At 38.5% G+C, this 24,182-nt stretch carries 23 protein-coding genes; 14 read left to right on the forward strand and 9 right to left on the reverse strand.

What is annotated here, in order from left to right:
- Positions 1-160 precede the first annotated feature (160 nt).
- From KSK37_RS07240 to KSK37_RS07250, 3 genes are all read right to left on the reverse strand, one after another.
- Positions 161-700 (reverse strand): AAA family ATPase, encoded by a 540-nt coding sequence (locus tag KSK37_RS07240; protein ID WP_217200460.1) that lies wholly within the window; start codon positions 698-700, stop codon positions 161-163.
- Positions 701-817: 117 nt separating this feature from the next.
- Positions 818-2,377, reverse strand: coding sequence for an Rne/Rng family ribonuclease (locus KSK37_RS07245; RefSeq protein WP_088359744.1), 1,560 nt, complete (start codon positions 2,375-2,377; stop codon positions 818-820).
- A gap of 417 nt (positions 2,378-2,794) precedes the next feature.
- Positions 2,795-3,085, reverse strand: coding sequence for an HU family DNA-binding protein (locus KSK37_RS07250; protein ID WP_088264242.1), 291 nt, complete (start codon positions 3,083-3,085; stop codon positions 2,795-2,797).
- Positions 3,086-3,132: 47 nt separating this feature from the next.
- Between KSK37_RS07250 and mutY the strand changes: the two genes are divergently transcribed.
- From mutY to KSK37_RS07280, 6 genes are all read left to right on the forward strand, one after another.
- The gene (gene mutY, locus KSK37_RS07255) at positions 3,133-4,164 is read left to right on the forward strand and encodes an A/G-specific adenine glycosylase (RefSeq protein ID WP_217200462.1); all 1,032 of its coding nucleotides are present in this window, start codon (positions 3,133-3,135) and stop codon (positions 4,162-4,164) included.
- Between the two features lie 240 nt (positions 4,165-4,404).
- Positions 4,405-4,959 carry a gliding motility lipoprotein GldD gene (gene gldD / locus KSK37_RS07260; protein WP_217200464.1) on the forward strand — a complete coding sequence of 185 codons (555 nt, stop codon included), beginning with the start codon at positions 4,405-4,407 and terminating at the stop codon, positions 4,957-4,959.
- 58 nt (positions 4,960-5,017) lie between these two features.
- Positions 5,018-5,938 (forward strand): PfkB family carbohydrate kinase, encoded by a 921-nt coding sequence (locus KSK37_RS07265; RefSeq protein WP_088359915.1) that lies wholly within the window; start codon positions 5,018-5,020, stop codon positions 5,936-5,938.
- A 72-nt stretch (positions 5,939-6,010) separates the two neighbouring features.
- Entirely contained in the window at positions 6,011-7,840 is a 1,830-nt protein-coding gene (locus tag KSK37_RS07270) for a peptidylprolyl isomerase (RefSeq protein ID WP_217200466.1), read from the forward strand.
- 65 nt (positions 7,841-7,905) lie between these two features.
- A complete protein-coding gene (locus KSK37_RS07275) occupies positions 7,906-9,273 on the forward strand; it encodes a peptidylprolyl isomerase (protein ID WP_217200468.1) in 1,368 nt (455 codons plus the stop codon).
- A 251-nt stretch (positions 9,274-9,524) separates the two neighbouring features.
- The gene (locus KSK37_RS07280) at positions 9,525-10,472 is read left to right on the forward strand and encodes an NAD(P)H-dependent flavin oxidoreductase (protein WP_217200709.1); all 948 of its coding nucleotides are present in this window, start codon (positions 9,525-9,527) and stop codon (positions 10,470-10,472) included.
- 15 nt (positions 10,473-10,487) lie between these two features.
- Here the strand turns inward: KSK37_RS07280 and KSK37_RS07285 are convergent, their stop codons facing one another.
- The 3 genes from KSK37_RS07285 to KSK37_RS07290 form a co-directional block, all read right to left on the reverse strand.
- Positions 10,488-12,167: a formate--tetrahydrofolate ligase gene (locus tag KSK37_RS07285; protein ID WP_217200470.1), complete on the reverse strand. Its 1,680-nt coding sequence runs from the start codon at positions 12,165-12,167 to the stop codon at positions 10,488-10,490.
- A 165-nt stretch (positions 12,168-12,332) separates the two neighbouring features.
- Complete coding sequence (locus KSK37_RS14150; protein ID WP_281418157.1) at positions 12,333-12,467, reverse strand: hypothetical protein; 135 nt, start codon at positions 12,465-12,467, stop codon at positions 12,333-12,335.
- A 108-nt stretch (positions 12,468-12,575) separates the two neighbouring features.
- Entirely contained in the window at positions 12,576-12,911 is a 336-nt protein-coding gene (locus KSK37_RS07290; protein WP_217200472.1) for a HopJ type III effector protein, read from the reverse strand.
- 118 nt (positions 12,912-13,029) lie between these two features.
- On the opposite strand from KSK37_RS07290, the gene KSK37_RS07295 reads away from it, so the two are divergent.
- Positions 13,030-14,250 (forward strand): HNH endonuclease, encoded by a 1,221-nt coding sequence (locus KSK37_RS07295; RefSeq protein ID WP_217200474.1) that lies wholly within the window; start codon positions 13,030-13,032, stop codon positions 14,248-14,250.
- Between the two features lie 329 nt (positions 14,251-14,579).
- A complete protein-coding gene (locus KSK37_RS07300; protein WP_217200476.1) occupies positions 14,580-15,284 on the forward strand; it encodes a PQLLE family protein in 705 nt (234 codons plus the stop codon).
- An 84-nt stretch (positions 15,285-15,368) separates the two neighbouring features.
- On the opposite strand, the gene KSK37_RS07305 is transcribed toward KSK37_RS07300, so the two are convergent.
- The gene (locus KSK37_RS07305; RefSeq protein WP_217200478.1) at positions 15,369-17,603 is read right to left on the reverse strand and encodes a polyribonucleotide nucleotidyltransferase; all 2,235 of its coding nucleotides are present in this window, start codon (positions 17,601-17,603) and stop codon (positions 15,369-15,371) included.
- Between the two features lie 291 nt (positions 17,604-17,894).
- Here KSK37_RS07305 and KSK37_RS07310 point away from each other — a divergent pair, with 291 nt between their 5' ends.
- Positions 17,895-18,137, forward strand: coding sequence for a GlsB/YeaQ/YmgE family stress response membrane protein (locus tag KSK37_RS07310; RefSeq protein ID WP_088359755.1), 243 nt, complete (start codon positions 17,895-17,897; stop codon positions 18,135-18,137).
- Between the two features lie 63 nt (positions 18,138-18,200).
- Here KSK37_RS07310 and rpsO read toward each other — a convergent pair whose 3' ends face one another.
- The gene (gene rpsO, locus KSK37_RS07315) at positions 18,201-18,470 is read right to left on the reverse strand and encodes a 30S ribosomal protein S15 (RefSeq protein ID WP_088359756.1); all 270 of its coding nucleotides are present in this window, start codon (positions 18,468-18,470) and stop codon (positions 18,201-18,203) included.
- Between the two features lie 175 nt (positions 18,471-18,645).
- On the opposite strand from rpsO, the gene KSK37_RS07320 reads away from it, so the two are divergent.
- The 3 genes from KSK37_RS07320 (at position 18,646) to KSK37_RS07330 (ending at position 21,390) form a co-directional block, all read left to right on the forward strand.
- Complete coding sequence (locus tag KSK37_RS07320; RefSeq protein WP_217200480.1) at positions 18,646-19,215, forward strand: pyruvate decarboxylase; 570 nt, start codon at positions 18,646-18,648, stop codon at positions 19,213-19,215.
- An 80-nt stretch (positions 19,216-19,295) separates the two neighbouring features.
- Positions 19,296-20,615, forward strand: a complete 1,320-nt coding sequence (mgtE, locus tag KSK37_RS07325; protein ID WP_246566321.1) for a magnesium transporter — start codon at positions 19,296-19,298, stop codon at positions 20,613-20,615.
- A gap of 49 nt (positions 20,616-20,664) precedes the next feature.
- Entirely contained in the window at positions 20,665-21,390 is a 726-nt protein-coding gene (locus tag KSK37_RS07330; RefSeq protein ID WP_217200485.1) for an ABC transporter substrate-binding protein, read from the forward strand.
- A 49-nt stretch (positions 21,391-21,439) separates the two neighbouring features.
- Here the strand turns inward: KSK37_RS07330 and dapA are convergent, their stop codons facing one another.
- Positions 21,440-22,312, reverse strand: a complete 873-nt coding sequence (gene dapA, locus KSK37_RS07335; RefSeq protein WP_217200487.1) for a 4-hydroxy-tetrahydrodipicolinate synthase — start codon at positions 22,310-22,312, stop codon at positions 21,440-21,442.
- Between the two features lie 110 nt (positions 22,313-22,422).
- Between dapA and KSK37_RS07340 the strand changes: the two genes are divergently transcribed.
- Positions 22,423-23,193, forward strand: a complete 771-nt coding sequence (locus KSK37_RS07340; RefSeq protein WP_217200489.1) for a 5'-nucleotidase C-terminal domain-containing protein — start codon at positions 22,423-22,425, stop codon at positions 23,191-23,193.
- A complete protein-coding gene (locus KSK37_RS07345) occupies positions 23,186-24,136 on the forward strand; it encodes a bifunctional metallophosphatase/5'-nucleotidase (RefSeq protein ID WP_217200492.1) in 951 nt (316 codons plus the stop codon). Before KSK37_RS07340 ends, KSK37_RS07345 begins: the two co-directional genes overlap by 8 nt.
- Positions 24,137-24,182 lie beyond the last annotated feature (46 nt).

Raw genomic sequence — 24,182 nt, forward strand, 5'->3', positions numbered from 1 at the left:
AATTCTAAAAAGGTGAATAACAAATGTAACGTTCTCATTTTTAACTGCATTACGGGAATCCGTAAAAGCATGTCTTTATTTGAACTTAGATCGAAACTGCCGGATTTGCGCAAAAAAAAATCCCGGAAAATCGGGAGTCATTTTTATGGTCGTTTTTTAACTATTCTTTTTTTTCATCGCCAGAACTTATTTCTTCTAATTTGCCGATAACCTGATCCAGTCGCTCCAATAACGAGCCGTGAACCTCTAATGTTTCAGTTCCAAAATCCCCAACCCATTCGCTAAGGATCTCATTTACCCGATCGCGGAGCTCCGGCAGTTCTGATTCCGGGCATACTATTAAATCCGGATTTTCGATAGGAACAAATACAAGAAGGTCAACTTGTATCATTGCGTTTTGTGCTTTCTGATAGTATGACTGAATGTTTTCCGATCCGTTTACCGCCTCAATATATGCGAGAAGATCAAGAGGACACCGGTCATAAATTACATTTTCATCGGCGATTGCAATTTGCTTTAATGAATATTCAAACTGTTCTGTATAATCATCAAGTGTTGGTACTTCAGAAAATGCATAACCTCTTTCTTCCAGTTCAAAATAGGGTTCGGGAATTAAGGCGTACTCAGGAAGAGATTCTATTAACTTTTCAGCTAACGAAGTTTTTCCGACGCGGTGCGCACCGGCTATTGCGATTTTCATTTGAACATTATTTGATTCATTTATAATGCTTTGCGTTGAATCAAATATAAAAAAAACTCCCGTAAAAAACGGGAGCTGAGCTTTAAAATTTGACGCGTGATCTATCATGCTTCTGCATTAGTTGGAATAACTTACCAGTTCTTCTTTCTTGGAATTAATAATTTTGTATTCCAGATACTTGAAGGAATCACGCGGTATGATGGTTACCCATTTTTTGTATTTCAGATACCATTTCGTCTGGATGCTTACCAGTCCTTTGGTGAGGTACGCTTCCACAAAAGGATGTACGTGAAGGAAAATTTTTCCTTTCTCCTTTTGAATGATATTGCGTATCATTTCTTCCATGCGTTCAACCACAACAATCGGGGCGACAATTTCGCCGTGGACATTCGGGTTTTCTTCTTTGGTTTCGATGATGTTTTCGGGACGCGTTCTTTGACGCGTAAGCTGGATGAGTCCGAATTTACTTGGTGGTAAAATTTTGTGGCGCGCTTTGTCGCGGCTCATTTCTGATTTCAGGTGTTCGTATAAATCTCTCCGGTGGTCGGCATTGATCATGTCGATAAAATCTACAACGATAATTCCTCCCATATCGCGGAGTCTCAGCTGACGTGCGATTTCAGTCGCAGCCATTTTGTTTACGTTCAATGCGTGTTCTTTGCTTGCAGAATTTCCTGAGGAAATGTTGTTCCCGGAGTTTACGTCAATTACGTGGAGAGCTTCTGTGTGTTCGATAACAAGATAAGCACCTTTCGAGCTCGGAATATTGACATGTTTTCCGAAACTTTGTTTCAGCTGTTTTTCTACGTTGTAATATTCCATCAAAGGAATAGGTTTGTCGTAGAACTGAACGATATTTTTTCTTTCCGGAGCAATTACTTCAATATAAGCTTTCATATCGTTCACCATTTGCTCGTCATCGCAAATAATAGAAACGAAATCAGCATTGAAATTGTCGCGCAGGATGGCGGAAGCTTTATCTTCTTCGCTTAAAACCCTGCTTGGAACCTTGTTTTTCTGAAGATTTTTGAAAGTAGTTTCCCATTTCTGAACCAGCTGGTTCATGTCGTTATGCAGTTCTGCTACTTTTTTGCCTTCGGCAACGGTTCTTATGATCACTCCGAAACCTTCAGGTTTAATGCTTTCAATTAAAGTCCGTAAACGTTCTCTTTCTTCAGCGTTGCCGATTTTTTTTGAAATGGATACGCTTTTGTCGAAAGGGATTAAGACTAGGAATCTTCCTGTAAGAGAAATTTGGGTGGATATTCTGGGTCCTTTTGTAGAGATGGGTTCTTTTGTGATTTGCAGAATAACACTGTCATCTTTTGCAAGAACCTTATCAATAAGACCGTTTTTGTTGATTTCCGGCTGAATTTCGAAATTTTTTAGGGAAGAGTTTTGCTGTCTTTTAGCAACCGTGTCTTTAAGAAATTTTTTATACGTGAGAAATTGCGGCCCCAGATCCTGATAATGCAGAAATGCATCTTTTTCGTACCCAATGCTTACAAAAGCAGCATTAAGGTTGGGCGCCAGTTTTTTTACCTTACCAATAAATAAATCGCCTACAACGAAGTCGCTCTTGTCCTCCTGTTCATGGAGTTCCAAAAGCCTTCCGTCTTCGAGCAGGGCAATTTTCGAATGCTCATCTTCATGCGATATAATCAGTTCTTTCTTCATTGTTGAATTAAGGAATTAAAAAGATTCAGAGCGATTAATATTTAAGAATTACTATAGTTCCTAAACACTAATTTTAAAATTTTTTAATTGTTTTTTGTACTTAAAAAAGTGTTTTACCGACTAAGGAAAAGAACGTTTTGTGTCTGGTCATGGGAAGTTTCAAATAAAGACGAACTCCCATTATCCGTTCTTTTCAAGTTTTGAATAAAACAAAAATATAGCTGGTGAAGTTTTATAAATATAAAAACACCAACTATATTGTTATATTGTAATCGCGAAGAGATTATTTTTTCTTGTGTCTGTTCGCTCTTCTTCGTTTTTTTCTTTTGTGAGTTGCAACTTTGTGTCTCTTTCTTTTCTTTCCGCTTGGCATAATTTAAAAATTTTTAATTTGTAACTTATATTCTTTTCAGTTAATTATTTTATTGCTACTTTGGTTTTTACCTTTTCTACAAACGTTTTAGATGGTTTAAAAGCCGGTATATTGTGAGCTGGGATTTCGATTGCTGTGTTTTTAGAAATATTCCTTCCCGTTTTTGCTGCTCTGGTTTTAATCACGAATGATCCAAACCCCCTTAAATAAACATTGTCGCCATTATACATTGAAGTTCTGATTTCCTGCATGAACGCCTCTACAACTTTCTGTGTTTCATTCTTTTCAGTTCCCAATTTATTTGAGATGGTGTTCACCAATTCTGCCTTTGTCATTTCCTTTATTTATTTATATTTTTGGTGTGCAAATATAAGAACATTTTTTGAAAAGTAAAAAACAAAATGCTGATTTTCTTCACGTTGGTAGAAAACTGCTTGCCTGGTATAAAATACACGGAAGGGATTTGCCTTTCCGGAATACGGATGATCCATACAAGATTTGGATTTGCGAAATTATTTTTCAGCAAACCCGTATTGAACAGGGATTGAATCATTATAATAATTTCATTAAAAGATTTCCCGATGTAGAGACTTTAGCGAATGCAGAAAATGACGAAGTTTTACTTTACTGGAAAGGACTCGGCTATTATTCCAGAGCGCTGAATCTTCATAAAGCCTCGCTGCAGATCATGCACGAATTTAATGGAAAATTTCCGGAGCATTATGATGATATTCTGCAGTTGAAAGGCGTGGGAAAATATACGGCGGCGGCAATTTCCAGCATTTGTTTCGGAGCGAAAATCCCGGCGGTTGACGGTAATTTTTACCGCGTTTTATCCCGTGTTTTTGCTGACGATTTTGATGTTTCGAACTCAAAAGCGTTCAACTATTTTTCGGAATTGGCTTTTAGAATGATGCCTGAAAATGAAGCAGGACATTTCAATGAAGCGATGATGGATTTGGGTTCTGAAATCTGCAGGCCGAAAAATCCGAAATGTGACAGCTGTCCTTTAAATACAGATTGTGCTGCTATTAATTTGGGAAAAGTTCAGGATTTTCCTGTCAAATCCAAAAAAATAAAACCGACAGATCTTGTACTGGAGTATTATTTTGTAGAATTTGGAAATCAGTTTTTGATCCGGCAGAGAAAAGAAGATTTCATCTGGAAAAAACTGTATGAATTTCCTTCAGAAATTCCTTCCGAATTTAAGTCATTCATCGTTGGGGAAAAAACGGTTTCTCATAAACTTACGCACAAAAATCTGACGATACATATATACAAGGTCATTTTGCCTTCTAAGGAAAGCTTTGAAAATTTTGCCGAAAGCGGCGGTTTTATTATTACGGATTTGGAAAATTCCCATCAGAAATCTTTCCCGAAGCCGCTTGAAAATTATTTGAACAGAATTGAGTAACAGCTGTTTAACTTTTCATTTAAATATCATCTAAATTGAAAGCAGTTAACCTTACGTAACTGTTTTAAACTGACTTAGGAATCTCATAGGATTGAATGATTGATAACACAAAACAGTGATTCCTAAGTCTTTTTATTTGAATTAATTATTCAGAAACCTCAAAATTCCTGCGAAATCAATACGAAACTGTCCGATTGATTTCCACTTCGAAATCTCAAATCTAATTTGTACTTTTGCGAAATGTTTAAAAAACTCATTTTCACTTTTTTAGGATTTGTTTTATTTTCCTGTAGCAAGGAAACACAGCCGAAACCTTCCGGTGAACTTAGACTGGAATATCCACAGCCCAAATATCAGGTATTTTCATCGCCCTGTAATTTCAGTTTTGAGTATTCTGATTATGCACAGATCAAAAATGCAAAAAACGCCTGCTGGTATTATATCGATTATCCGAAAATGAAGGCAAAAGTATTTATTACTTACTTTCCTGTGAAAAATGATTTTCTGCTGCACGTGAAAGAATCCGAAAAGATGGTTTACGAACATACAATTAAGGCGAGTTCTATCGATACGAAGTCTTTCAGTTATCCTGAACGCAGGGTTTTCGGAAATTTTTATGAACTGAAAGGTCCTACAGCATCCAATCTTCAGTTTTTTGTGACTGATTCCACAAGGCATTATGTGACCGCAAATTTATATTTCAACTCAAGGCCAAAACCTGATTCGCTGGCGCCCGCTGTAGATTATATCAAAAAAGACCTGCTGCATCTGATCGATACTTTTGAATGGAAGTAAAAATCCGGAAAACTCAGGAATAAATTCAAATACTATTAATATTAAATAAAACATATACATGAAACTTTTAGTCGTTGGTTCTGTCGCTTTTGACGCTATTGAAACCCCTTTTGGGAAAACAGATAAAATTTTGGGAGGTGCTGCAACATATATTGGAATCGCAGCTTCCATTCTTAACGTAAAATCAGGAATTGTTTCCGTTGTAGGCGGCGATTTTCCGCAGTCTGATTTAGATATGCTTACCGATAAAGGCGTAAATATCGAAGGAATTGAAATCGTAAAAGACGGAAAAACTTTTTTCTGGAGCGGAAAATACCACAATGACCTGAATTCTAGAGATACTTTGGTAACGGAAGTAAATGTTTTGGAAAATTTCGATCCTAAAATTCCGGATTCCATGCAGGATTCTGAAATTTTACTTTTAGGAAACCTTCATCCTGGTGTTCAGCTTTCTGTTCTTGAAAAAATGAAAGAGCGTCCGAAACTGGTGATTTTGGATACCATGAATTTCTGGATGGATTCTGCCTGGGACACTTTAATGCTGATGATTGCCAAGACCGATGTCATCACGATCAACGATGAAGAAGCAAGACAGCTTTCAGGAGAATATTCTTTAGTAAAAGCTGCGAAGAAAATTCACGCCATGGGACCTGATTTTGTCATCATTAAAAAAGGAGAGCACGGTGCATTGCTTTTCCACGAAGGAAAAATATTTGCTATTCCTGCGCTTCCTTTAGAAGAGGTTTTCGATCCAACCGGAGCGGGAGATACTTTCGCCGGCGGTTTTGCTTCCTATCTTGCTAAAAAAGAAGATTTCAGTTTTGAGACGATGAAATCTGCATTGATTGTTGGCTCAGCAATGGCCTCATTCACGGTAGAAAAATTCGGGACAGAAAAACTGCAGGAAGTAACTGAAACCGAAATGATCGCCCGTATCAAAAATTTCAAAGAATTAACTACTTTCGAGGTAGAAGTTTAATTTTCAGGCACAAAAATCTCAATTATTCATTCAATTTGAATTAATCTTCACTATTATAAAGAAGACATAAATATGAAAAAATTATTTGCTTTCATGATGTTGGCGAGTGTGGGAAGCGCAATGTCCGCCCAATATATGATCATCGGAAAAGACAGTATTTCGCTTGCCGATTTCAAGAAAGAATACGAGTACGGTTTAAAGAACAGCGGTATCGAAAAAACCATTAAATCTACAGAAGATTTTATATTGCTTCAGCAGTTTGCTGCCGGTAACAAGGTGGATACCACGGCGTCTTTCCGGGAAAAAATGATGAACAGGGAAGGCGATCTGAGAGCGCAGTTTTTTTATCCGAAACAGGTTGTAGATCCGGTTCTGAATGAATACCTGAAAGACAGCCAGACTGAAAAGCAGGTGCAGATTTTTATGGTGCAGAAGACAGAAGGCGACAAAAATAATTACCAGCAGATCTACAACGATGTAAAATCTGGGAAAATGACGATGGAAGATGCCATTACCAAATACACCAAGGGCGGCCCGAAAGGAATTTTCATCAAACCCGGAAGTGTGGATAACGGTTTATATGCGGAACTGAAAGCATTGCCTGATAATTCTTTAACAAAACTTCAGAATACGTCTTCGTATGTTGCATTTGCCAAAGTAATCAGCTCAAGACCGAGTTTGGGATATATGGTTTTCGGAACAATGTCCTATCCTAAAAATGCGGATGCAGAGGCGATGAAAACCAAAATTTATACAGATCTAAAAGCCGGAAAAAGCTTTCAGGAAGTAGCCAAATTATACGGTGCCAATGAACATGAAAAGGAAAACGGAGGAGTGGTAATGGGATCGCCGACGCTGCCTGATGAAGTGTATGAAGTTTTCAAAGGGAAAAAATCAGGGTTTTACTCGCCGGAACCTTTCCTGTTCGGAGAAAATTATTTTGTATTTAATATTTACAACGTAGAACCTTATGTGTTAACGGATAAAAACCGGGAGTTTTTTCTGAAAGACATGAACGGTTCACTCTATGGCGAACATCTTCAGGATAAAATGATTGCCTATTTAAAATCTGATCCCACTTACAAAGAGTTTCCGGAATTTCAGAATGTGAAGAAATCCTATCAGATTTTCAATGCGGCAAAAGATAATACCGTTCTTTACCAGTACAGAAATCACCAGACGACGGTGGGAGACCTTAAGAAACTGATCGCCGACAAGAAAAGTGAGGCCGAAAAACTTTCACCTGCTTTCTGGAGTGAAGCAATGTCTGGAGCGAATACTCAGGACTTGATGAGATTTTACAGCCTTGATTTTACCAGTCAGAAAGACATTAAAAAACAGCTTAATGATTTCAGAAAAGGACTTTATTCCGACTATATCTTTTCAAAATATCTGAATGAAGAAATTGCAAAACATCCGGAATGGCTGACTGAATATTACAATAAAAACAAACAGAAATATGTTTGGGGAAACAGAGCCGAAGGCAGAGTAGCGATTATTGCTGATGAAAAACTCAATAAAGAAATCGAGAAAGACATTAAAAACCCTAAAAACTGGGAAACCCTTAAAGCTAAATATTACGGAAAACTGAACGATAAAAAACAGATTCTGGTACATTTCGAAAAAGGAGAGATGTCCGAAGATGCAGATGTTTTCACGAAATATAAAGTGCCTTTCAAAACCGGCGTTCATCAGACGAAGATGGAAGAACGGTCTTTAGTGATTGCCATTGACAGGATTCTTCCGCCAACTCAGATGACAGAAGTAGAGTCTGAGGAACTTCTTAAAGATGCGGTGACTGAAGAAAAACTCAGAGAAATGATCACATTGCAGAAATCGAAGACCAATATTGTCATTCAGCCCGAATTCATGAAAGATTTGGAAAAGAATTTTAAGAAATAATTATAATAAAAAATGCAGGTTATTTCGTTTAGAATGATAATTTTGCAAATCGTTAAAAAATGGATATGAACAAGAAAATAAAATTTGCGCTTCTTTTTACCTTTATTTTTGCCTTTTTCGGGATAAAAATGAATGCACAGCATAAAGCCGGAGATTTAGTAGACGGCATTGCAGTGGTAGTAGGAAACGAAATTATTTTGGAATCAGATATTGAGGATCAGGCCAACTACGCTAAACAGCAGGGTGCAAATGTTGCTGACAAATGCGAGTTTGTTGAAAGTATCATCAACAACAAACTTTTGATCTACGAAGCCAAAAGAGATACGCTCATCGAAAACCGTTCTGCAGCAATTAAAGAAAACGCAGGCCAGAAATACAACCAGATTCTTGGTCAGTTCCCCGATGAAAAAACAATGCTTGCTGCTTACAAGTTCCGTACGTCGTATGAAATGAAAAATGCCATTGAAAAAATTGATACCGATAATTACTACGGACAGATGAAATACGGCAGAATCACCGATAAAGCCGACGTAACTCCAAACGAAGTAACCGATTTTTTCAACACTTATAAATTTCAGCTTCCGGAAGTAAAAGATGAGGTGAGTCTGTCCCAGATCACGATGTATCCTAAGCTGACCGATGCCCATAAAGATGAAATCATTGCGCGTTTAAACAAAATAAAAAAAGATATTTTAGCCGGCGAAACTTTCGAAAGCCAGGCGCGGATTTATTCCGAAGACCCGGGATCTGCTGCAAACGGCGGTTTGTACAGTAATATTTCAAAAGGAAAAATGGTGAAGCCTTTCGAGGCTGCCGCTCTTAATCTTCAGGAAGGCGAATTGTCCGATCCGGTAGAGTCTGAGTTTGGATATCATTTAATTCAGTTGGTGAAGAAGAGCGGGAAAATGTATGACGCCCGTCACATCCTTCTGAAAGCTGAACCGAATGCCGATGAAATTGCGACCGCAAAAAAAGAACTCGACAGCATCAGAACTTTAATTCTTGACGGAAAATTAACCTTTAAAGAAGCAGCCTACAGATTTTCTGACGACAAAAAAACAAAATTCAACGCAGGAATTCTTACCTCTGAAGACGGTTCCGATAAAATGGAAAAACTGAATCTTCCGCCTACCGTTTCCTATCAGATCGCAGGTCACAATAAAGGGGATATTACCGATGTTTTCCAGGAGACCATTCAGCAGGACAAAAAAGTCGTAAGCATTGTGAAAATAGACGATGTGATTGCTGCCCACCAGTTGGATATTGCGACGGATTACGACAGAATCAAGCAAATGGCGCTCAACAAAAAGAAAAACGAAATGGTCGAAAAATGGGTGAAAGAAAAATTACCAAGCGTATTTATTTCAATCAACAACCGTTATAAAGACTGTACTTTCAAAACCGACTGGCGCAAAAGTGCTGACGGTAAATAAAATTTTAAACTCTGCATTTTGCAGAGTTTTTTATTTGGGAGCATGAAGAGTTCCGCTTCTCCCAAATCTGTACCCGCTTTTCGCTATATCTTTTTTGGTGGCTTCGGGAGCCTCAGCCACCAAAAAAGGATGCCGCTGCAATCGGGGCTATAGGAAAGGTTGGTTTTTCTTCCGAAAGATTTCCGGCTTTCTCATTAATTTTTTAAATTTACGACATGAGCAATTTTATCCATTTCGGGATCGCCGAAAAAATGTACCGTGAAGACCAGAATAAAGTCAATGAGTTATTCAATATCAAATATCCCATCATTCAGGGCGGGATGATTTGGCATTCCGGCTGGCGTTTGGCTTCTGCGGTGTCAAATAACGGCGGTTTGGGTTTAATTGGAGCGGGAAGTATGTATCCCGATATTCTGCGAGAAAACATCCGTAAATGTAAGGCAGCGACCGACAAACCTTTCGGCGTAAATGTGCCGATGCTTTATCCTAATCTGGATGAAGTCATTAAGATCATTCTGGAAGAAGGCGTGAAAATCGTTTTCACTTCTGCCGGAAACCCAAAAACTTATACCGAAACCTTACAGAAAGAAGGGTTGAAGGTCGCTCACGTTGTTTCCTCCACCAAATTCGCCATAAAATGTGAAGATGCCGGTGTAGATGCAATTGTTGCAGAAGGTTTTGAAGCTGGCGGCCATAACGGAAGAGATGAAACCACTACATTCTGTCTGATTCCGAATGTCAAAAAACACATTTCAAAACCACTGATTGCAGCGGGCGGAATTGGCCTCGGTTCTCAGATGAAAGCGGCAATGATCCTCGGAGCAGACGGTGTTCAGATTGGTTCCCGGTTTGCCGCGACTGAAGAGGCAAGTTCTCATGAAAACTTCAAGAACAAAGTAATTTCGCTGAATGAAGGCGACACCCAGCTCACTTTAAAAGAATTGGCTCCTGTCCGTCTGATCAAAAATAATTTTTTCTACGATCTGGAAAGGCTTTACGAAACTGGCCGCGATGTGGAAGCACTGAAAGAAACCCTCGGAAGAGCCCGTGCAAAACGCGGAATGTTCGAAGGTGACCTTGATCAGGGCGAGCTTGAAATTGGACAGGTTTCTGCACTGATCGACGAGATTCTTCCGGTAGAAAAAGTCTTTCAGAAACTTCTGAAAGAATTTAGAGATGCCAGTTTCATCGATTTTTAAATTTCCATTTCCGAATTAACTTAAGCCTGTAATATTTCCGTCTTTATCGATGGACATTCTTTCTGCTGCGGGAATATTCGGTAAGCCGGGCATTCTCATCATGTCACCAAGAATCGGAATGATAAATCCTGCGCCTGCCGCAAATTCAAATTCTCTCACCGTGATTTTAAAATTAGTCGGTCTCCCGATTTTTGTTTCGTCATCGGTGAGCGATTTCTGCGTTTTTGCCATGCAGATCGGCAGCTTATCCAGGCCTAAATCATAGATGGTTTTCAGCTGGTTTTTAGCTTTTTGGGAATACACGACGCTGCTCGCTCCATACACTTCACGGGCAACCGTTTCAATTTTATACTCCACGGCATCTTCGGTTTTGTACAGAGGTTTGAAATCGTTTCCGCATTCGAATGCGCATCTTGCGACTTCCGCGGCAAGTTCTTTCATTCCTTCGCCGCCGTTGGTGAATTCATCTGCAATAATGGCTTTTACACCAAGTTTTTCGCACTCTTCTTTTACAAAATCGATCTCTTCAGCCGCATCATCCGCAAAATGATTAATGGCTACAATGGGTCTTAATCCAAACTTAAAAGAATTTTCAATATGTTTTTTCAGATTGTCGATTCCGTTTTTCACAAACTGCAGATTGGGTTTGTCGAATTCGCCTTTCTTCGTTGCGCCGCCGTGATAACGAAGCGCACGGATGGTCGCCACAAGGACAAGCGCATCAGGTTTCAGTTGGGCATAATGGCATTTGATGTGAAAGAATTTTTCAGCACCCAGATCAGCGCCGAAACCAGCTTCTGTAACAACGAAATCTCCTAAAGAAAGTCCGGTTTTTGTAGCAATAATCGTGTTGGTTCCCTGCGCGATATTGGCAAAAGGTCCGCCGTGAAGAATGGCCGGATTTCCTTCAAGAGTCTGTACCAAATTTGGTTTAATCGCATCTCTCAGTAAGATCGCCATTGCGCCTTCTGCTTTTAAATCTCTTGCGTAAATAGGTCTTTTATCGAAAGTGTAGCCGACGAATATATTTCCAAGGCGGTTTCTTAAATCCTCAAAATCTTTTGAAAGACACAGAATCGCCATCACTTCGGAAGCCGGAGTGATATTGAAGCCTTCTTCACGCGCAATGCCGTTGTTGGAGCCGCCCAAACCGATGACGATCTGGCGGAGACTTCGGTCGTTCATATCCATCACGCGTTTCCAGGTAATGGTTCTCGGATCGATATTTAAACTGAATTTTTTATTCTGTAAATTATTATCGATCAAAGCGGAAAGTAGGTTGTTCGCTTTTTCAATCGCCGAGAAATCTCCCGTAAAATGTAAATTAATATCCACCATCGGAATCACCTGAGCATAACCGCCACCGGCTGCGCCGCCTTTAATCCCGAAAACAGGGCCTAAACTGGGTTCGCGCAAAACCGCAATAGCTTTCTTTCCTATTTTATTCAAACCGTCGCAAAGGCCAACAGAAACCGTCGTTTTTCCTTCTCCTGCGGGGGTCGGATTAATAGCAGTGACTAAAACAAGTTTGGCTTTTTTAATTTTTTCCTCGTCGATATAGGTTAAAGGAATTTTGGCTTTGTACTTTCCGTAATATTCTAAATCATCATTATCGATTCCTAATTTCTCAGCAATATGTTTGATGTGCTGAATGTTGGCGGATTGCGCGATTTCTAAGTCGGTTGGGAAGTTCATACTTTACAGATTTAAAGTATAAAATTACTGATAAGATTGCTTGAAAACCCTATTTTGCTGCATGCTATTCGTCAGTTTTTAAAAATAGATCTTCCGGAGATGAATAGATTTTGATAAGAAAAAGCGCAAAAAAAATCCAACTTCAAAAATGAGTTGGATTTTTTTTTAAGCTGCCGATGTTTTGGCCATTGCTTTTTCCTGTTCTTTTCTGCTGTGTCTTTCTTCATATTTTTTCATGAAGTAACCGATTGCGATCGGCGCTACCCACATCAGAATTTTTCTTAAAAGTGCTGGATTCATAATGTTTTATTTTTTCAGTATGATTTCAATTTTTAAGCCAAGTTGAAAATGAACCCGGTTTTTTTGTTATTTGCTGATCTTCGGACCAGCATTCAGCACTTTGGGGTATTATTGTTTTTTACGCAGCGCTTCACCTTCGAAGGCAATTCCTTTCCAGCCGAATTCGATGAAGTTTCTGATATTCTGGTGGTCGTTTCCGCCGGGATTTTTCAGTACGTCATCTCTGTAGAATTCACCAAAAAGATTCAGCACCTGTTCTTCGGATAAATTTTCCATTTTCCCCAGACTGAAAACTTTGCACGAACCGTTATTTTGGTTGGCTTCATTCACCAGGTTTCCGTTCGTGAATTTCGTCGGCGTGAAATCGTAGTGTTCATCAATGTAGGCAATCACATCTTTAAAGGCTATGGTTTCAGTGGAGGTTTTGAGTTGGTCTAAGATCATTTTATTTTTATTTAATTCTTTAAGTGCTGAAAGTTCCAAATTATTTAGTGAATTCCCAAAACTTGTTTATATTTGATTGCTGACCACCCGTTCTGCGATATCTTTTTCCAAATCGCCTATGAAAAAATACCTAATGTTTTTCCGAGTAAACAATTCCCATATTGAAAATGGTACGGGAACTTGTATTTGGTGCAAAAAAAATGAAAAAACAAATATTGCCCACATTATTTCAAAAAAGCTATTGAAGAGTGATCACAAAAACAACAAACTTACAAATAGTGTTTGCGAAAAGTGTAATTCTTATTTTGGAGAAAATATTGAAGATTGGATTTTCAAATATTCACCCATTAGTTTTTGGGTCGGAAGAGATATACTTAATGATATGACACTTGATGCAGATAGAAGTTTTATATATAAAAAGCTTTTCGTGTGGTTTAAAGAATATAAAGAATGGTTCGTAGCAACTAATATCAAAGGAAAAAAATTTCCATCGCAAATAATTAAAAAGGGTGATGGAAGATTTTATTTTTATATTTATAAAAAGGACAAATTAATGAGGGAAAACTACTTAATGGAAATCCAAGAGATAATTACACAATTACAAAAAAAAAATTATACCACTTACTTGTCCTCGCTACTTCCACATAATTTCCATTCCCGCATTTTTAGATTTAATGATACACCAATTGTGATTGCTCGAAACGATGATCAAGCTGAATTGTTTATTAAAAAAATATTAGAGGTTAATGATGTAAAAAAAATTCTTTTGAAAAACTATAGGATGAGAAATAATGAACACCGCCATCTTATAATATTCTATAAATGGTCGTTAAAAAAATATTCAAAGTTCTACTTGAAAATAATTTTTGAATATCAATCGCTGATAAAAGGATCAGAATTTGTTTTGGGAAAGGAATTTGACGATTTGAGAAAATCTGCAAAATTGAAAAACAACAGTTTTGTGGAACTTATGTTTCTTAATGGTCAGGGTTTTAATAGAAAGCTATTTCCACGAGGATATTTCCAAATAATAAAAGAGACCTTAGACAAAGAATTTAAAATACCAATTTTTGAATTAGAACTTTTGCAGAAATATACATTTTCTATGATATTGTATAAAAACCAAGGATATTTATGTGCTTCCTTAAAACTTTTTGAGATTGAGCAATTTAATATAGTTTTGGCCAAGATTGAAGCACCATTAGAAAGCATATATTTAATAACATATTCCGCAGATGATAACTCTTTAAATTTTTATGAGCCTGTAAATTCAATGGTGGATTTTGATGAGAAATTAGTATTAAATATGGAAGAGGCTAATCTTTATGACTTTAATTAAGATTTGGTCGTACAACCCCGCTGCGCAAAGTCTCCTGACTTTGAGCTTACCAGAATAAATCACAAACTCCGAAGTCTCCACACTTCGGAGTTCTTTTTTACCGTCCCCAAATCCTTCCGCAACCTTCAGAACTCATTCCGCAAGCGTCAGAAATGATTCCGCAACTGTCAGAAATGATTCCGCAAGCTTCAGAAATCATTCCGCAAGTGTTAGAAATGGTTCCGCAAGTGTCAGAAATGGTAAAACAATATTGTTTACGGATTTCCGTAATTGATAATCTGTTTATTCTTTAATTTATTTGTTACATTTACAATTAAATACAAATAATTATGGGAAATTCCGAAAACACAAATCCGCAAGACGGTAAGAAATCGAGAAGCAAATATGTTTCTGCAGAACAGCTGATCGCAAAAATGAAAGTTGCTTTCACCAATGCCAAAGAACCCGAAATATTATCGGAACTCGCAACCGTAGGCATTACCGAAACTCAGTTGGATGATCATCTTACAGAGATTGGCAATCTGGAGCAGCTGAGCCAGCAGCAGAAAATGGAGTATGGCGAGCAGTACGCCGAAACGGACAAATTCAATCTGAAGCGTGAGGAAATCGACGCTGCCTTTACCCGCCACCGCAACCTGGCAAAAATTGTTTTCAAAGGGGACCGCCAGGCCAACACCACTCTGGGGATAGAGGCAGGACGCAAACAGGCTTATGCGGCATGGTTTCAGCAGGTAAGTAATTTCTATGCGCAGATCCTGGCCAACCCGGCTTTCAAAGCCAAAGCGGCCTCGGTAAACATTGACGATGCCACCATTGGTGCGCAGCAGACAGCTTTGGTGGCGATCTCTGCCCTGAAGGAATCTCAGAAAAAAGAACTCGGCGAAGCACAGCGCGCGACCGATATCCGGGATACCGCGCTGGATCTGCTTTACCCCAAATATACCCAGCTCGTCGCTTTTGCCAAAGTGCTTTTCCGTGATGATCAAACCCTGGAAAAACTGGGCATCATCGTAAAAAGGGAAAGGAGTTTCTGACAGGCCGGAAGACTTAACAGCAACTGTATCAATAAAAAAACCACCGAATAAATCGGTGGTTTTGCTGTGATGCGTTTTCTTATTTTATCCTTTATTTTCAGGATTCTGTCCGCCGTTATTTTGCGGTCGGTCGTCTCTTCGCTGAGGTCTGTCACCTTGTGGGCGGTCTTCTCTCGGACGGTCTTCTCTAGCTGGTCTTTCTTCACGGGCCGGTCTTGGTAAAAGTACTTTTCTTGAAAGTTTCATTTTCTTACGGTCATCGTAACCCATGAATTTTACTTCTACCTGATCGCCTTCGTTGTAAGGAACTTTGTCCAGACGTGCCCATTCGATCTCAGAAATGTGTAGTAAGCCTTCAGTTCCTTTTGCAATGGCTACAAAAGCACCGAAATCCATTACTTTCACTACTTTTCCATTATATACTTCGCCTACGGTAGGGACGAATGTAATTTCGTTGATGGCAGCGATGGTTGCATTGATGTTTTCTCTGTTAACCCCTGAAATTTCGATTCTTCCGATTTCGCCGATTTCTTCAATCGCGATAACGGTGTCGAAATCTTTCTGCATCTGCTGAATGATTTTTCCGCCAGGCCCGATTACGGCACCGATAAATTCTTTAGGAATTTCCAGTACTTCCATTTTCGGAGCGTGTGGTTTAACGTCAGGTCTTGGGGTGTCGATTGTTTTCAGCAATTCGTTCAGGATATGCAGTCTTCCGTCTTTCGCCTGGATCAATGCTTTTTCCATAATATCCATGGTAAGACCTTCAACTTTAATATCCATCTGACAAGCGGTGATTCCGTCTGCAGTTCCTGTTACTTTAAAGTCCATGTCACCTAAGTGATCTTCGTCTCCCAAGATATCGGAAAGTACAGTGAATTTGCCTGATTTAGGATCTGTTACCAATCCCATTGCAATTCCGGAAACCGGTTTTGAAATTTGAACACCTGCATCCATTAATGCTAAAGTTCCTGCACAAACAGTCGCCATAGAAGACGAACCGTTGGATTCTAAAATATCAGAAACGATACGGATGGTGTAAGGGTTTTCTGAAGGAATCATTTTCGCCAGAGCTCTCTGAGCTAAGTTTCCGTGACCTACTTCTCTTCTTGAAGTTCCTCTCAAAGGTCTTGCCTCACCAGTGGAGAACGGCGGGAAGTTATAATGTAAGAAGAATTTCTGATCGTAATTAATCGCAACGGTATCCACCATGTTTGCATCTTTTACAGATCCTAAAGTTACGGCAGTCAATGACTGAGTTTCTCCTCTTGTAAAGATCGCAGAACCGTGAGCTCCCGGTAAATAATCAACTTCTGACCAGATCGGACGGATCGTTTCCGGGCTTCTTCCGTCTAAACGGATTTTGTCGTTAAGGATCATCTGACGCATTGCTTCTTTTTCTACATCGTGGAAATAGATTTTTGCGAAAGGTTCTACTGTTTCTAATTCTTCTTCAGAATACTGAGCTAAAAAGTCAGCTAAAACAGCCTGGAAGTTATCATGTCTTTCTTCTTTGGCAGAAGGAGTTTTAGCAACTTCCAATACTTTATCATAAGTCTGAGCCCAAACTTTTTCGCGGATTTCTTCGTTGTGATCTTCGTGAGAATATTCTCTTTTTGGAAGAGATTTTCCAACTCTCTCGGCTAATCTTTCCTGAGCGGCTACCTGAACTTTAATTTCTTCGTGTGCGAATTTGATCGCTTCGATCATTTCCTGTTCAGAAATTTCATTCATTTCACCTTCTACCATTACGATTGAATCTTTAGTTGCTCCAACCATAATATTAAGATCAGCTTTCGCTAAATTCTCCATACTTGGGTTAACAACCAATTTTCCGTCGATTCTTGCTACGGTAACTTCAGACATGGGTCCGTTGAACGGAATGTCGGTAATGGCGATTGCTGCAGAAGCGGCTAATCCGGCCAAAGATTCCGGCATACATTCTTTATCATAAGAGATCAGGGAAATCATCACCTGAACTTCAGCATGGAAATCTGAAGGGAAAAGCGGACGCAAAACACGGTCAACTAATCTCATCGTTAAGATTTCTTCGTCAGACGGTCTTGCTTCTCTTCTGAAAAAGTTTCCCGGGATTTTTCCTGCTGAATAAAATTTTTCTCTGTAATCTACTGTTAAAGGTAAGAAGTCAACACCTGGTTTAGCGTCTTTGCTGGCTACAACTGTTGCAAGAAGCATCGTGCCTCCCATTCTTACTACTACAGCACCGTTAGCCTGTTTTGCTAACTTTCCTGTTTCGATGGTGATTTCTCTGCCATCGCTTAATTGAATTTTTTCAATAATTGCTTGTGGAGCATTCATAAAATTTGTTTCGTCTTTGGCACTCCGTATTGAGTGCGGTTAAATATTTAATCTTTTTAAATTTTCGTGGGCAAATATACGGTTTTTTCTTATAATTTGATTTTGAGGACGCTCCGTGCAGTGTTCGGTTTTTTGAAGCTAGTTCACGTTATTCTGTTGATGATTTCAGCGGGAGAGATTTTAGGGTCTGGAAGGTTTTAAAATTTAAAATTTTTGAAATTTCGTCCTGGCTGATGTGCAAATGGCATATTTAATGTATAAAAAAAATCAAACAATTAAAAATTTAACATTATGGGAATTTTATGGACACTTATTATCGGCGCAATCGCCGGATGGTTAGGATCACAAATCTTTAAAGGCGGCAGCCTTGGTTTAATAGGCAATATCGTTGTCGGAATTGTAGGTGGTGTAATAGGATATTACCTGCTGGGAACAACATTTGGAACTGCAGTGATCGGTCAGATTCTGACAGGGGCTGTAGGATCTATTATTTTGCTTGCGGTTATCAATCTTCTAACCGGAAGACGGGTATAAGCGTTAACCGGAATAAAAAAAAGCAACTCAGATGAGTTGCTTTTTTTCTTTTGTAATGGAAGATTATTTTCTAATTCCTAATTCAGCGATAATTGCTCTGTATCGTGCAATCTCTTTTTTCTTAAGATAATCTAATAAACTTTTTCTTTTACCTACCAACATTACCAAAGATCTTTCCGTAGCGTAATCGTGACGGTTAGCTTTTAAGTGTTGTGATAAGTGGTTGATTCTAAAGGTAAATAATGCAATTTGCCCTTCAGTACTACCTGTGTCTGTTTCAGACTTTCCATGTTTTGCGAAGATTTCTTTCTTCTTGTCAGTTGTTAAGTACATTCCAATATTATTTTAATGATTATTATGTAACGGGTGCAAAAGTACAACATTTTTCTTTTTTACGAAAACATTATTGCTTCTTTAAATTAGATTGATAGAATTAAATGTTAAAAATTTCTTAAAATTATTATTGTTATTTCAACCAATGGCAGTATTTTTGCAAGTACAGATTCTAATGAAAAATTTTTACGTATTTACCTTTGGTGCCATTTTTCTTCTGGCTGGCTTTCAGTCAGTTCATGCACAGAAGGGCATTTTTTCCAGGGAAGTAAAGATGCAGAATATCATTTACTTCAACCCTGAAGTTTTCCCCGATATTGATGAAATAAAAGAGCCGACCTATTCGGCGTTTTATTCTGCTATTTCCGAACAAACCGGTCCTTTCCGTAATTATAAGATTCTCCGTGTTGATTCTTATATTCCTTATGATTCGGTAGATGTTGAAAGCATCAAAGAATACTGTAAAAATAACAACGCACAGCTTGCCATTGTTCCGAAAGTCAAATATTTCAAAGTGGGACTGGGAAAATATGTTTTTTCCAACCAGGTAATTATCAGTATGAAACTCTACGATTCGCTGGGGAATTTCATTACAGAAACCGATTATGATACTTACAAAAAGAACGCAAGGATTCTGGGGTCTGCAGAAAATTCCATTAAAATAGGTACAACCGGCGCAATGACCAATATGGGAAAAACCCTAAGGAAATCTAAAAGCTATAACCTGAGCGTGGCGGACAATTAGTTTTTTTCAAATTTAATCACACCCATTTATTCGTTAATTGTAAGTTTTTGAGTTATTTTTGCAGTTCAACAGAGAAAATATTGGATACCCACGAACTTATTTTTAATCCGGCAGATATTGCAGAAACACTCAGCGGCCTTCGGGCAAGTGAGCGCGTTTTGGCGTTTCTGAAAGTTCCTAAACAATATAAAGCGGAAGTCTTCTCCCACCTTGATCCTGATTTTCAGGAAGAAACCCTCCGAAGTATCGGAAGTGAAGAGGTTTCGGAGATTCTTAATGCAATGACTCCGGATGACAGAACGGCGCTGTTCGAAGATTTTCCTGATGAACTCATCAAGTATTCCATCAATCACCTGAATCCTCAGGAAAGAAGAATTGCCCTGAAGCTTTTAGGCTACAATGCAGATTCCATCGCAAGACTGATGACGCCGTATTATATCCAGATCAGAAAAGAATGGACGGTAAAGCGGTGTCTTCAGCAGATAAAAAAGGTGGGAAAAAGGATGGAAACGATGAACCATCTTTATGTTGTTGACGAAAGAAATAAACTTATTGACGATATCGCCATCGGTTCTCTGCTTTTAGCGGAAGAAGACACGCTGATTTCTGATATTACCGATAATCATTTTGTGGCGATTACCACCACCACATCGAAAGAGGATGCAGTTCAGTATTTTGAAAAGTACGACAGAACGGCGCTTCCGATTGTTACAGAAGCCGGCGTTTTGGTAGGAATTGTAACCATTGATGATATCCTAGACCAAATCGAGCAGCAAAATACTGAAGATATCCAGAAGTTTGGGGGACTTGAGGCGCTCGATCTTCCTTATATCCAGACTTCATGGACGGAGATGATCAGAAAACGCGCCACCTGGCTTGTAATCCTTTTCTTTTCCGAAATGTTAACGGCTTCCGCAATGGGCTATTTTGAACACGAAATCGAAAAAGCGGTGGTACTTGCATTATTTGTTCCTCTTATTATTTCGAGCGGCGGAAATTCGGGTTCGCAGGCTGCAACGCTTATTATCCGGGCAATGGCGCTGCAGGAAATCACACTGAAAGACTGGTGGTATGTGATGAGGAAAGAAATTGTTTCCGGGCTGTGTCTTGGCGGAATTTTAGGATTCATAGGTTTTATCCGGATTATGATCTGGCAGAAAACCGGTCTGTTCAATTACGGTGAATATTGGATTTATGTAGCGCTGAGTATTGCATTTTCATTGGTGCTGATCGTGCTTTGGGGAACGCTTTCCGGTTCGATGATTCCTTTTGTTCTTAAACGTTTAAAGCTGGATCCTGCAACATCGTCGGCACCATTTGTTGCAACTCTGGTCGATGTTACCGGTCTGATTATTTATTTCACCATTGCCGGAATTTTCCTCAGCGGAAAAATGCTCTAATTTTAGAAAGTAATTCTTTTCATATTAATTTTTAATTTTTTTGGGTCTCATGAAAATTATATCTCTTGTTCCGAGTATTACTGAAGCACTTTTTGATTTTGGTTTAAATGAAACCGAGGTTATCGGTCGAACGAAATTCTGTATTCATCCTGAAGATTCAGTCCGAAATGTCGAAATCATTGGCGGAACGAAGAACCTGAATATTAAAAAAATTAAAAGTTTAAAACCGGATCTCATCATTGCCAATAAAGAGGAAAACGTAAAAGAACATATTGAAGAGCTGCAAAAATATTTCAAAGTGCTGGTGACCAATATTTCCACGTTGGAAGATAATTATTATCTGCTGAAAACTTTAGGAAATCTGTTGGACAGACAGGAAACTGCGCAGAAATTCAACCTGAAAATTTATGAAATTTTTCAGGATTTCTCGGGTTCACAAAAACGTAAATGCGCTTATCTGATCTGGAAAAATCCTTATATGACTGTAGGTTCAGATACTTTTATACATGCTGTTTTAGATCAGATCGGTTTTGAAAATGTATTTAAAGATCAGAAAAGATATCCTGAAATTTCCTTCGAAGAGATGAAACCTGCGGATTATATTTTTCTTTCTTCAGAACCTTTTCCGTTTCAGCAGAAACATATTGATAAACTTCAGAAAGAACTTCCCGATTCGAAAATAATTCTGGTCGATGGCGAAGCTTTTTCCTGGTACGGAACGCATTTGGCGAAATGTGAGCGTTATTTTAAAGCTTTGACAGAAAACTGCAAATAAAAAAAGGACTCTTTTTGAAAAGTCCTTTTATGTTATTGTTTTGTCCTGATTAAATTTTTGCCATTTCAGCTTTGATTTTGTCCTGTAAACCTGCGCTTGCAGCAACTAAAGGTAAACGCAGATAATTTTTAATGATTCCTTTTTCTGCTAAAACTGTTTTAATTCCGGCAGGATTTCCTTCTGCAAAAATCAGTCTTGTAATTTCAACCAGTTTGTTGTGAATTTCATAGGCTTCTTTCACTTTTCCGTCGAATGCCAACTGAACCATTGTTGAAAACTCTTTAGGATAACCTTGTCCAATCACCGAAATCACACCGTTTCCGCCGGCTAAAGTTACGGGAAGCGTAAATTCGTCATCACCGGAAACCAAATTGAAATTTGCCGGTTTCAGTCTTAAAATATCAAAATACTGCAGAATGTTCGGCGCAGCTTCTTTAATCATGATCAAATTCGGGAATTCCTTTGCCAAACGTAAAGTGGTTGAGGCTTCGATGTTTTGTCCGGTTCGTGAAGGAACATTGTAGATGATAATATCTTTTCCTGTAGAAGCTACCATTTTGTAATGCTGGTAAAGCCCTTCCTGATTGGGTTTATTGTAATAAGGAGACACTGAAAGTACTGCATCGAAAGCTGAAAGATCGGTTTCTTCAATCTGCTTTTTCACTTCCATGGTGTTGTTTCCGCCAATTCCTAAAACAAGTGGTACACGTTTGTTATTCACTTTGATTATGTGACTCACCACCTGATTTTTTTCTTCTGTGGACAGCGTTGCAGCCTCAGCTGTAGTTCCCAAAACCACCAGGTAATTCGTGCCGTTTTCAATATTGAAATCTACAAGTTTGGTAAGCGAATCGAAATCAACGGATAAATCTTCATTAAAAGGTGTGACCAACGCAACACCAACTCCTTTTAAATTACTCATTTTTATAATATTAATGTTTCAAAATTACAAAATATTATGCAAGAATTTGTGAAAAAAAATCATTAGTTTATATTCATATCTTTATATTTGCAACTCAAGATTTTATCTCAATGAACAGAAAATTTTTCATTCTCGGTTTGGCAGTTTTGTCTTTAACGTCATGTAAAACGCCGCTGAATATTACTCAAATAAAGCCCGAGAAAAATATTTCGATCTCCAAAGATTTAGAGGAGGACCAAAATTTTACAAACGTTATCGAGCCTTACAAAAAAGAAGTAGAAGGGAAAATGAATACCAAAATTTCCCATACTGCCGTTGATCTCACAAAGCAGGGCGACAACAGTAATTTAGGAAATCTTCTAGCTGATTACACTTTCGAAGGTGCAGACCAATGGGCGAAAAAAAACGGCATTGCTAACGGTGTTGACGGCGCAGTAATTAATATCGGCGGAATACGAACTACTATTGGAAAGGGTGATATTCTTACGAAACATATCTACGAAGTAATGCCTTTCGAAAATGAGGTGATGATCGTAAAAATGAAAGGAGCAGATCTTCAGGGACTTTTCGATTATTATCTGAAAACCCAGAAAAACAATCCGGTTTCTCACTTGGTGATTGAAACCGACAATGGTGTGATTACCAATGCATTGGTAAACGGACAGAAAATAGATTCCAATAAAATGTATTATATTGCGACTTCAGATTATTTGGCTTTGGGAGGAGATAATATGGCGTTTTTCGGGAAAGGGGAAGTTATTGCCACCGGAATTAAGCTGCGCGATTTGTTCATTGAAAAATTCAAGGCAAATCCGGAAATTACAGCTCCGAAAGATGTAAGACTAAATTTTAAAAATAAAAAAGTTAAAACTGATGAATAGAAAGCAGTTTTTAAAAACAATAGGCGGTGGAACTTTAGCGATGACTTTGGCACCGAATCTTCTTTTAGCAGAAAATTTTAAATCTTTGGATTTAAATTCCGGGCATAAACTTACCATTCTTCATACGAACGATCAGCACAGCAGAATCGAACCTTTCGACTCCAGTTATACGCGTAATCCCAACCAGGGCGGTTTTGCAAGAAGAGCGGCTTTAATTCAGAAGATCCGAAAGGAGGAAAATAATGTTCTTCTTTTGGATTCCGGCGATATTTTCCAGGGAACGCCTTACTTTAATTTTTTTGGCGGAGAACTGGAATTTAAACTGATGTCGATGATGGGCTACGATGCATCCACAATGGGAAATCACGATTTTGACAATGGTTTGGAAGGGTTCAAAAAAGTGTTGCCGAACGCGAAATTTCCTTTCATCTGCTCGAATTACGATTTTAAAAATACAATTCTTGACGGTCAGACGACTCCGTATAAAGTTTTCAATAAAAACGGAATTAAAGTCGGTATTTTCGGAGTAGGAATTGAGCTTGCCGGATTGGTAGGTAAAAAAAGTTACGGCGAAACGGTTTATCAAAACCCAATTGAAGTTGCGCAGCATTATGCCGAGTTTTTAAGAAACGATAAAAAATGTGATCTTGTAATCTGTCTTTCGCACATCGGTTACGATTACAAGGATGATCCGAAGAAAATTTCTGATAAAATTCTGGCTGCACAAACCGACGGAATTGATTTGATTTTGGGCGGACATACTCACACTTTTTTACCGGAACCTCAGTCATTCACCAACCGAAAAGGGAAGAATGTCTTGGTCAACCACGTTGGCTGGGCCGGACTGCTTCTTGGAAAACTTGATTTTTACTTCGACAAAAATAAAAATGTTAAAAATATTTCCTGGAATAACCAGGTTATCGATGAAAGCATTTTGGTTTAAAAAATAAATAATCAATGAATTTGTGATATATTAGTATCTCAAATCA

Origin of the sequence: Kaistella soli, from assembly GCF_019038595.1 — a bacterium.
Classification (GTDB): Bacteria; Bacteroidota; Bacteroidia; order Flavobacteriales; family Weeksellaceae; genus Kaistella; species Kaistella soli.

Excerpts from the sequence above, each read along its gene's own strand:
- KSK37_RS07240 (WP_217200460.1), bottom strand. The coding sequence starts at position 700 with ATGAAAATCGCAATAGCCGGTGCGCACCGCGTCGGAAAAACTTCGTTA.
- KSK37_RS07245 (WP_088359744.1), bottom strand. The coding sequence starts at position 2,377 with ATGAAGAAAGAACTGATTATATCGCATGAAGATGAGCATTCGAAAATT.
- KSK37_RS07250 (WP_088264242.1), bottom strand. The coding sequence starts at position 3,085 with ATGACAAAGGCAGAATTGGTGAACACCATCTCAAATAAATTGGGAACT.
- gldD (WP_217200464.1), top strand. The coding sequence starts at position 4,405 with ATGTTTAAAAAACTCATTTTCACTTTTTTAGGATTTGTTTTATTTTCC.
- KSK37_RS07265 (WP_088359915.1), top strand. The coding sequence starts at position 5,018 with ATGAAACTTTTAGTCGTTGGTTCTGTCGCTTTTGACGCTATTGAAACC.
- KSK37_RS07270 (WP_217200466.1), top strand. The coding sequence starts at position 6,011 with ATGAAAAAATTATTTGCTTTCATGATGTTGGCGAGTGTGGGAAGCGCA.
- KSK37_RS07275 (WP_217200468.1), top strand. The coding sequence starts at position 7,906 with ATGAACAAGAAAATAAAATTTGCGCTTCTTTTTACCTTTATTTTTGCC.
- KSK37_RS07280 (WP_217200709.1), top strand. The coding sequence starts at position 9,525 with ATGTACCGTGAAGACCAGAATAAAGTCAATGAGTTATTCAATATCAAA.
- KSK37_RS07285 (WP_217200470.1), bottom strand. The coding sequence starts at position 12,167 with ATGAACTTCCCAACCGACTTAGAAATCGCGCAATCCGCCAACATTCAG.
- KSK37_RS14150 (WP_281418157.1), bottom strand. The coding sequence starts at position 12,467 with ATGAATCCAGCACTTTTAAGAAAAATTCTGATGTGGGTAGCGCCGATC.
- KSK37_RS07290 (WP_217200472.1), bottom strand. The coding sequence starts at position 12,911 with ATGATCTTAGACCAACTCAAAACCTCCACTGAAACCATAGCCTTTAAA.
- KSK37_RS07295 (WP_217200474.1), top strand. The coding sequence starts at position 13,030 with ATGAAAAAATACCTAATGTTTTTCCGAGTAAACAATTCCCATATTGAA.
- KSK37_RS07300 (WP_217200476.1), top strand. The coding sequence starts at position 14,580 with ATGGGAAATTCCGAAAACACAAATCCGCAAGACGGTAAGAAATCGAGA.
- KSK37_RS07305 (WP_217200478.1), bottom strand. The coding sequence starts at position 17,603 with ATGAATGCTCCACAAGCAATTATTGAAAAAATTCAATTAAGCGATGGC.
- KSK37_RS07310 (WP_088359755.1), top strand. The coding sequence starts at position 17,895 with ATGGGAATTTTATGGACACTTATTATCGGCGCAATCGCCGGATGGTTA.
- rpsO (WP_088359756.1), bottom strand. The coding sequence starts at position 18,470 with ATGTACTTAACAACTGACAAGAAGAAAGAAATCTTCGCAAAACATGGA.
- KSK37_RS07320 (WP_217200480.1), top strand. The coding sequence starts at position 18,646 with ATGAAAAATTTTTACGTATTTACCTTTGGTGCCATTTTTCTTCTGGCT.
- KSK37_RS07330 (WP_217200485.1), top strand. The coding sequence starts at position 20,665 with ATGAAAATTATATCTCTTGTTCCGAGTATTACTGAAGCACTTTTTGAT.
- dapA (WP_217200487.1), bottom strand. The coding sequence starts at position 22,312 with ATGAGTAATTTAAAAGGAGTTGGTGTTGCGTTGGTCACACCTTTTAAT.
- KSK37_RS07340 (WP_217200489.1), top strand. The coding sequence starts at position 22,423 with ATGAACAGAAAATTTTTCATTCTCGGTTTGGCAGTTTTGTCTTTAACG.
- KSK37_RS07345 (WP_217200492.1), top strand. The coding sequence starts at position 23,186 with ATGAATAGAAAGCAGTTTTTAAAAACAATAGGCGGTGGAACTTTAGCG.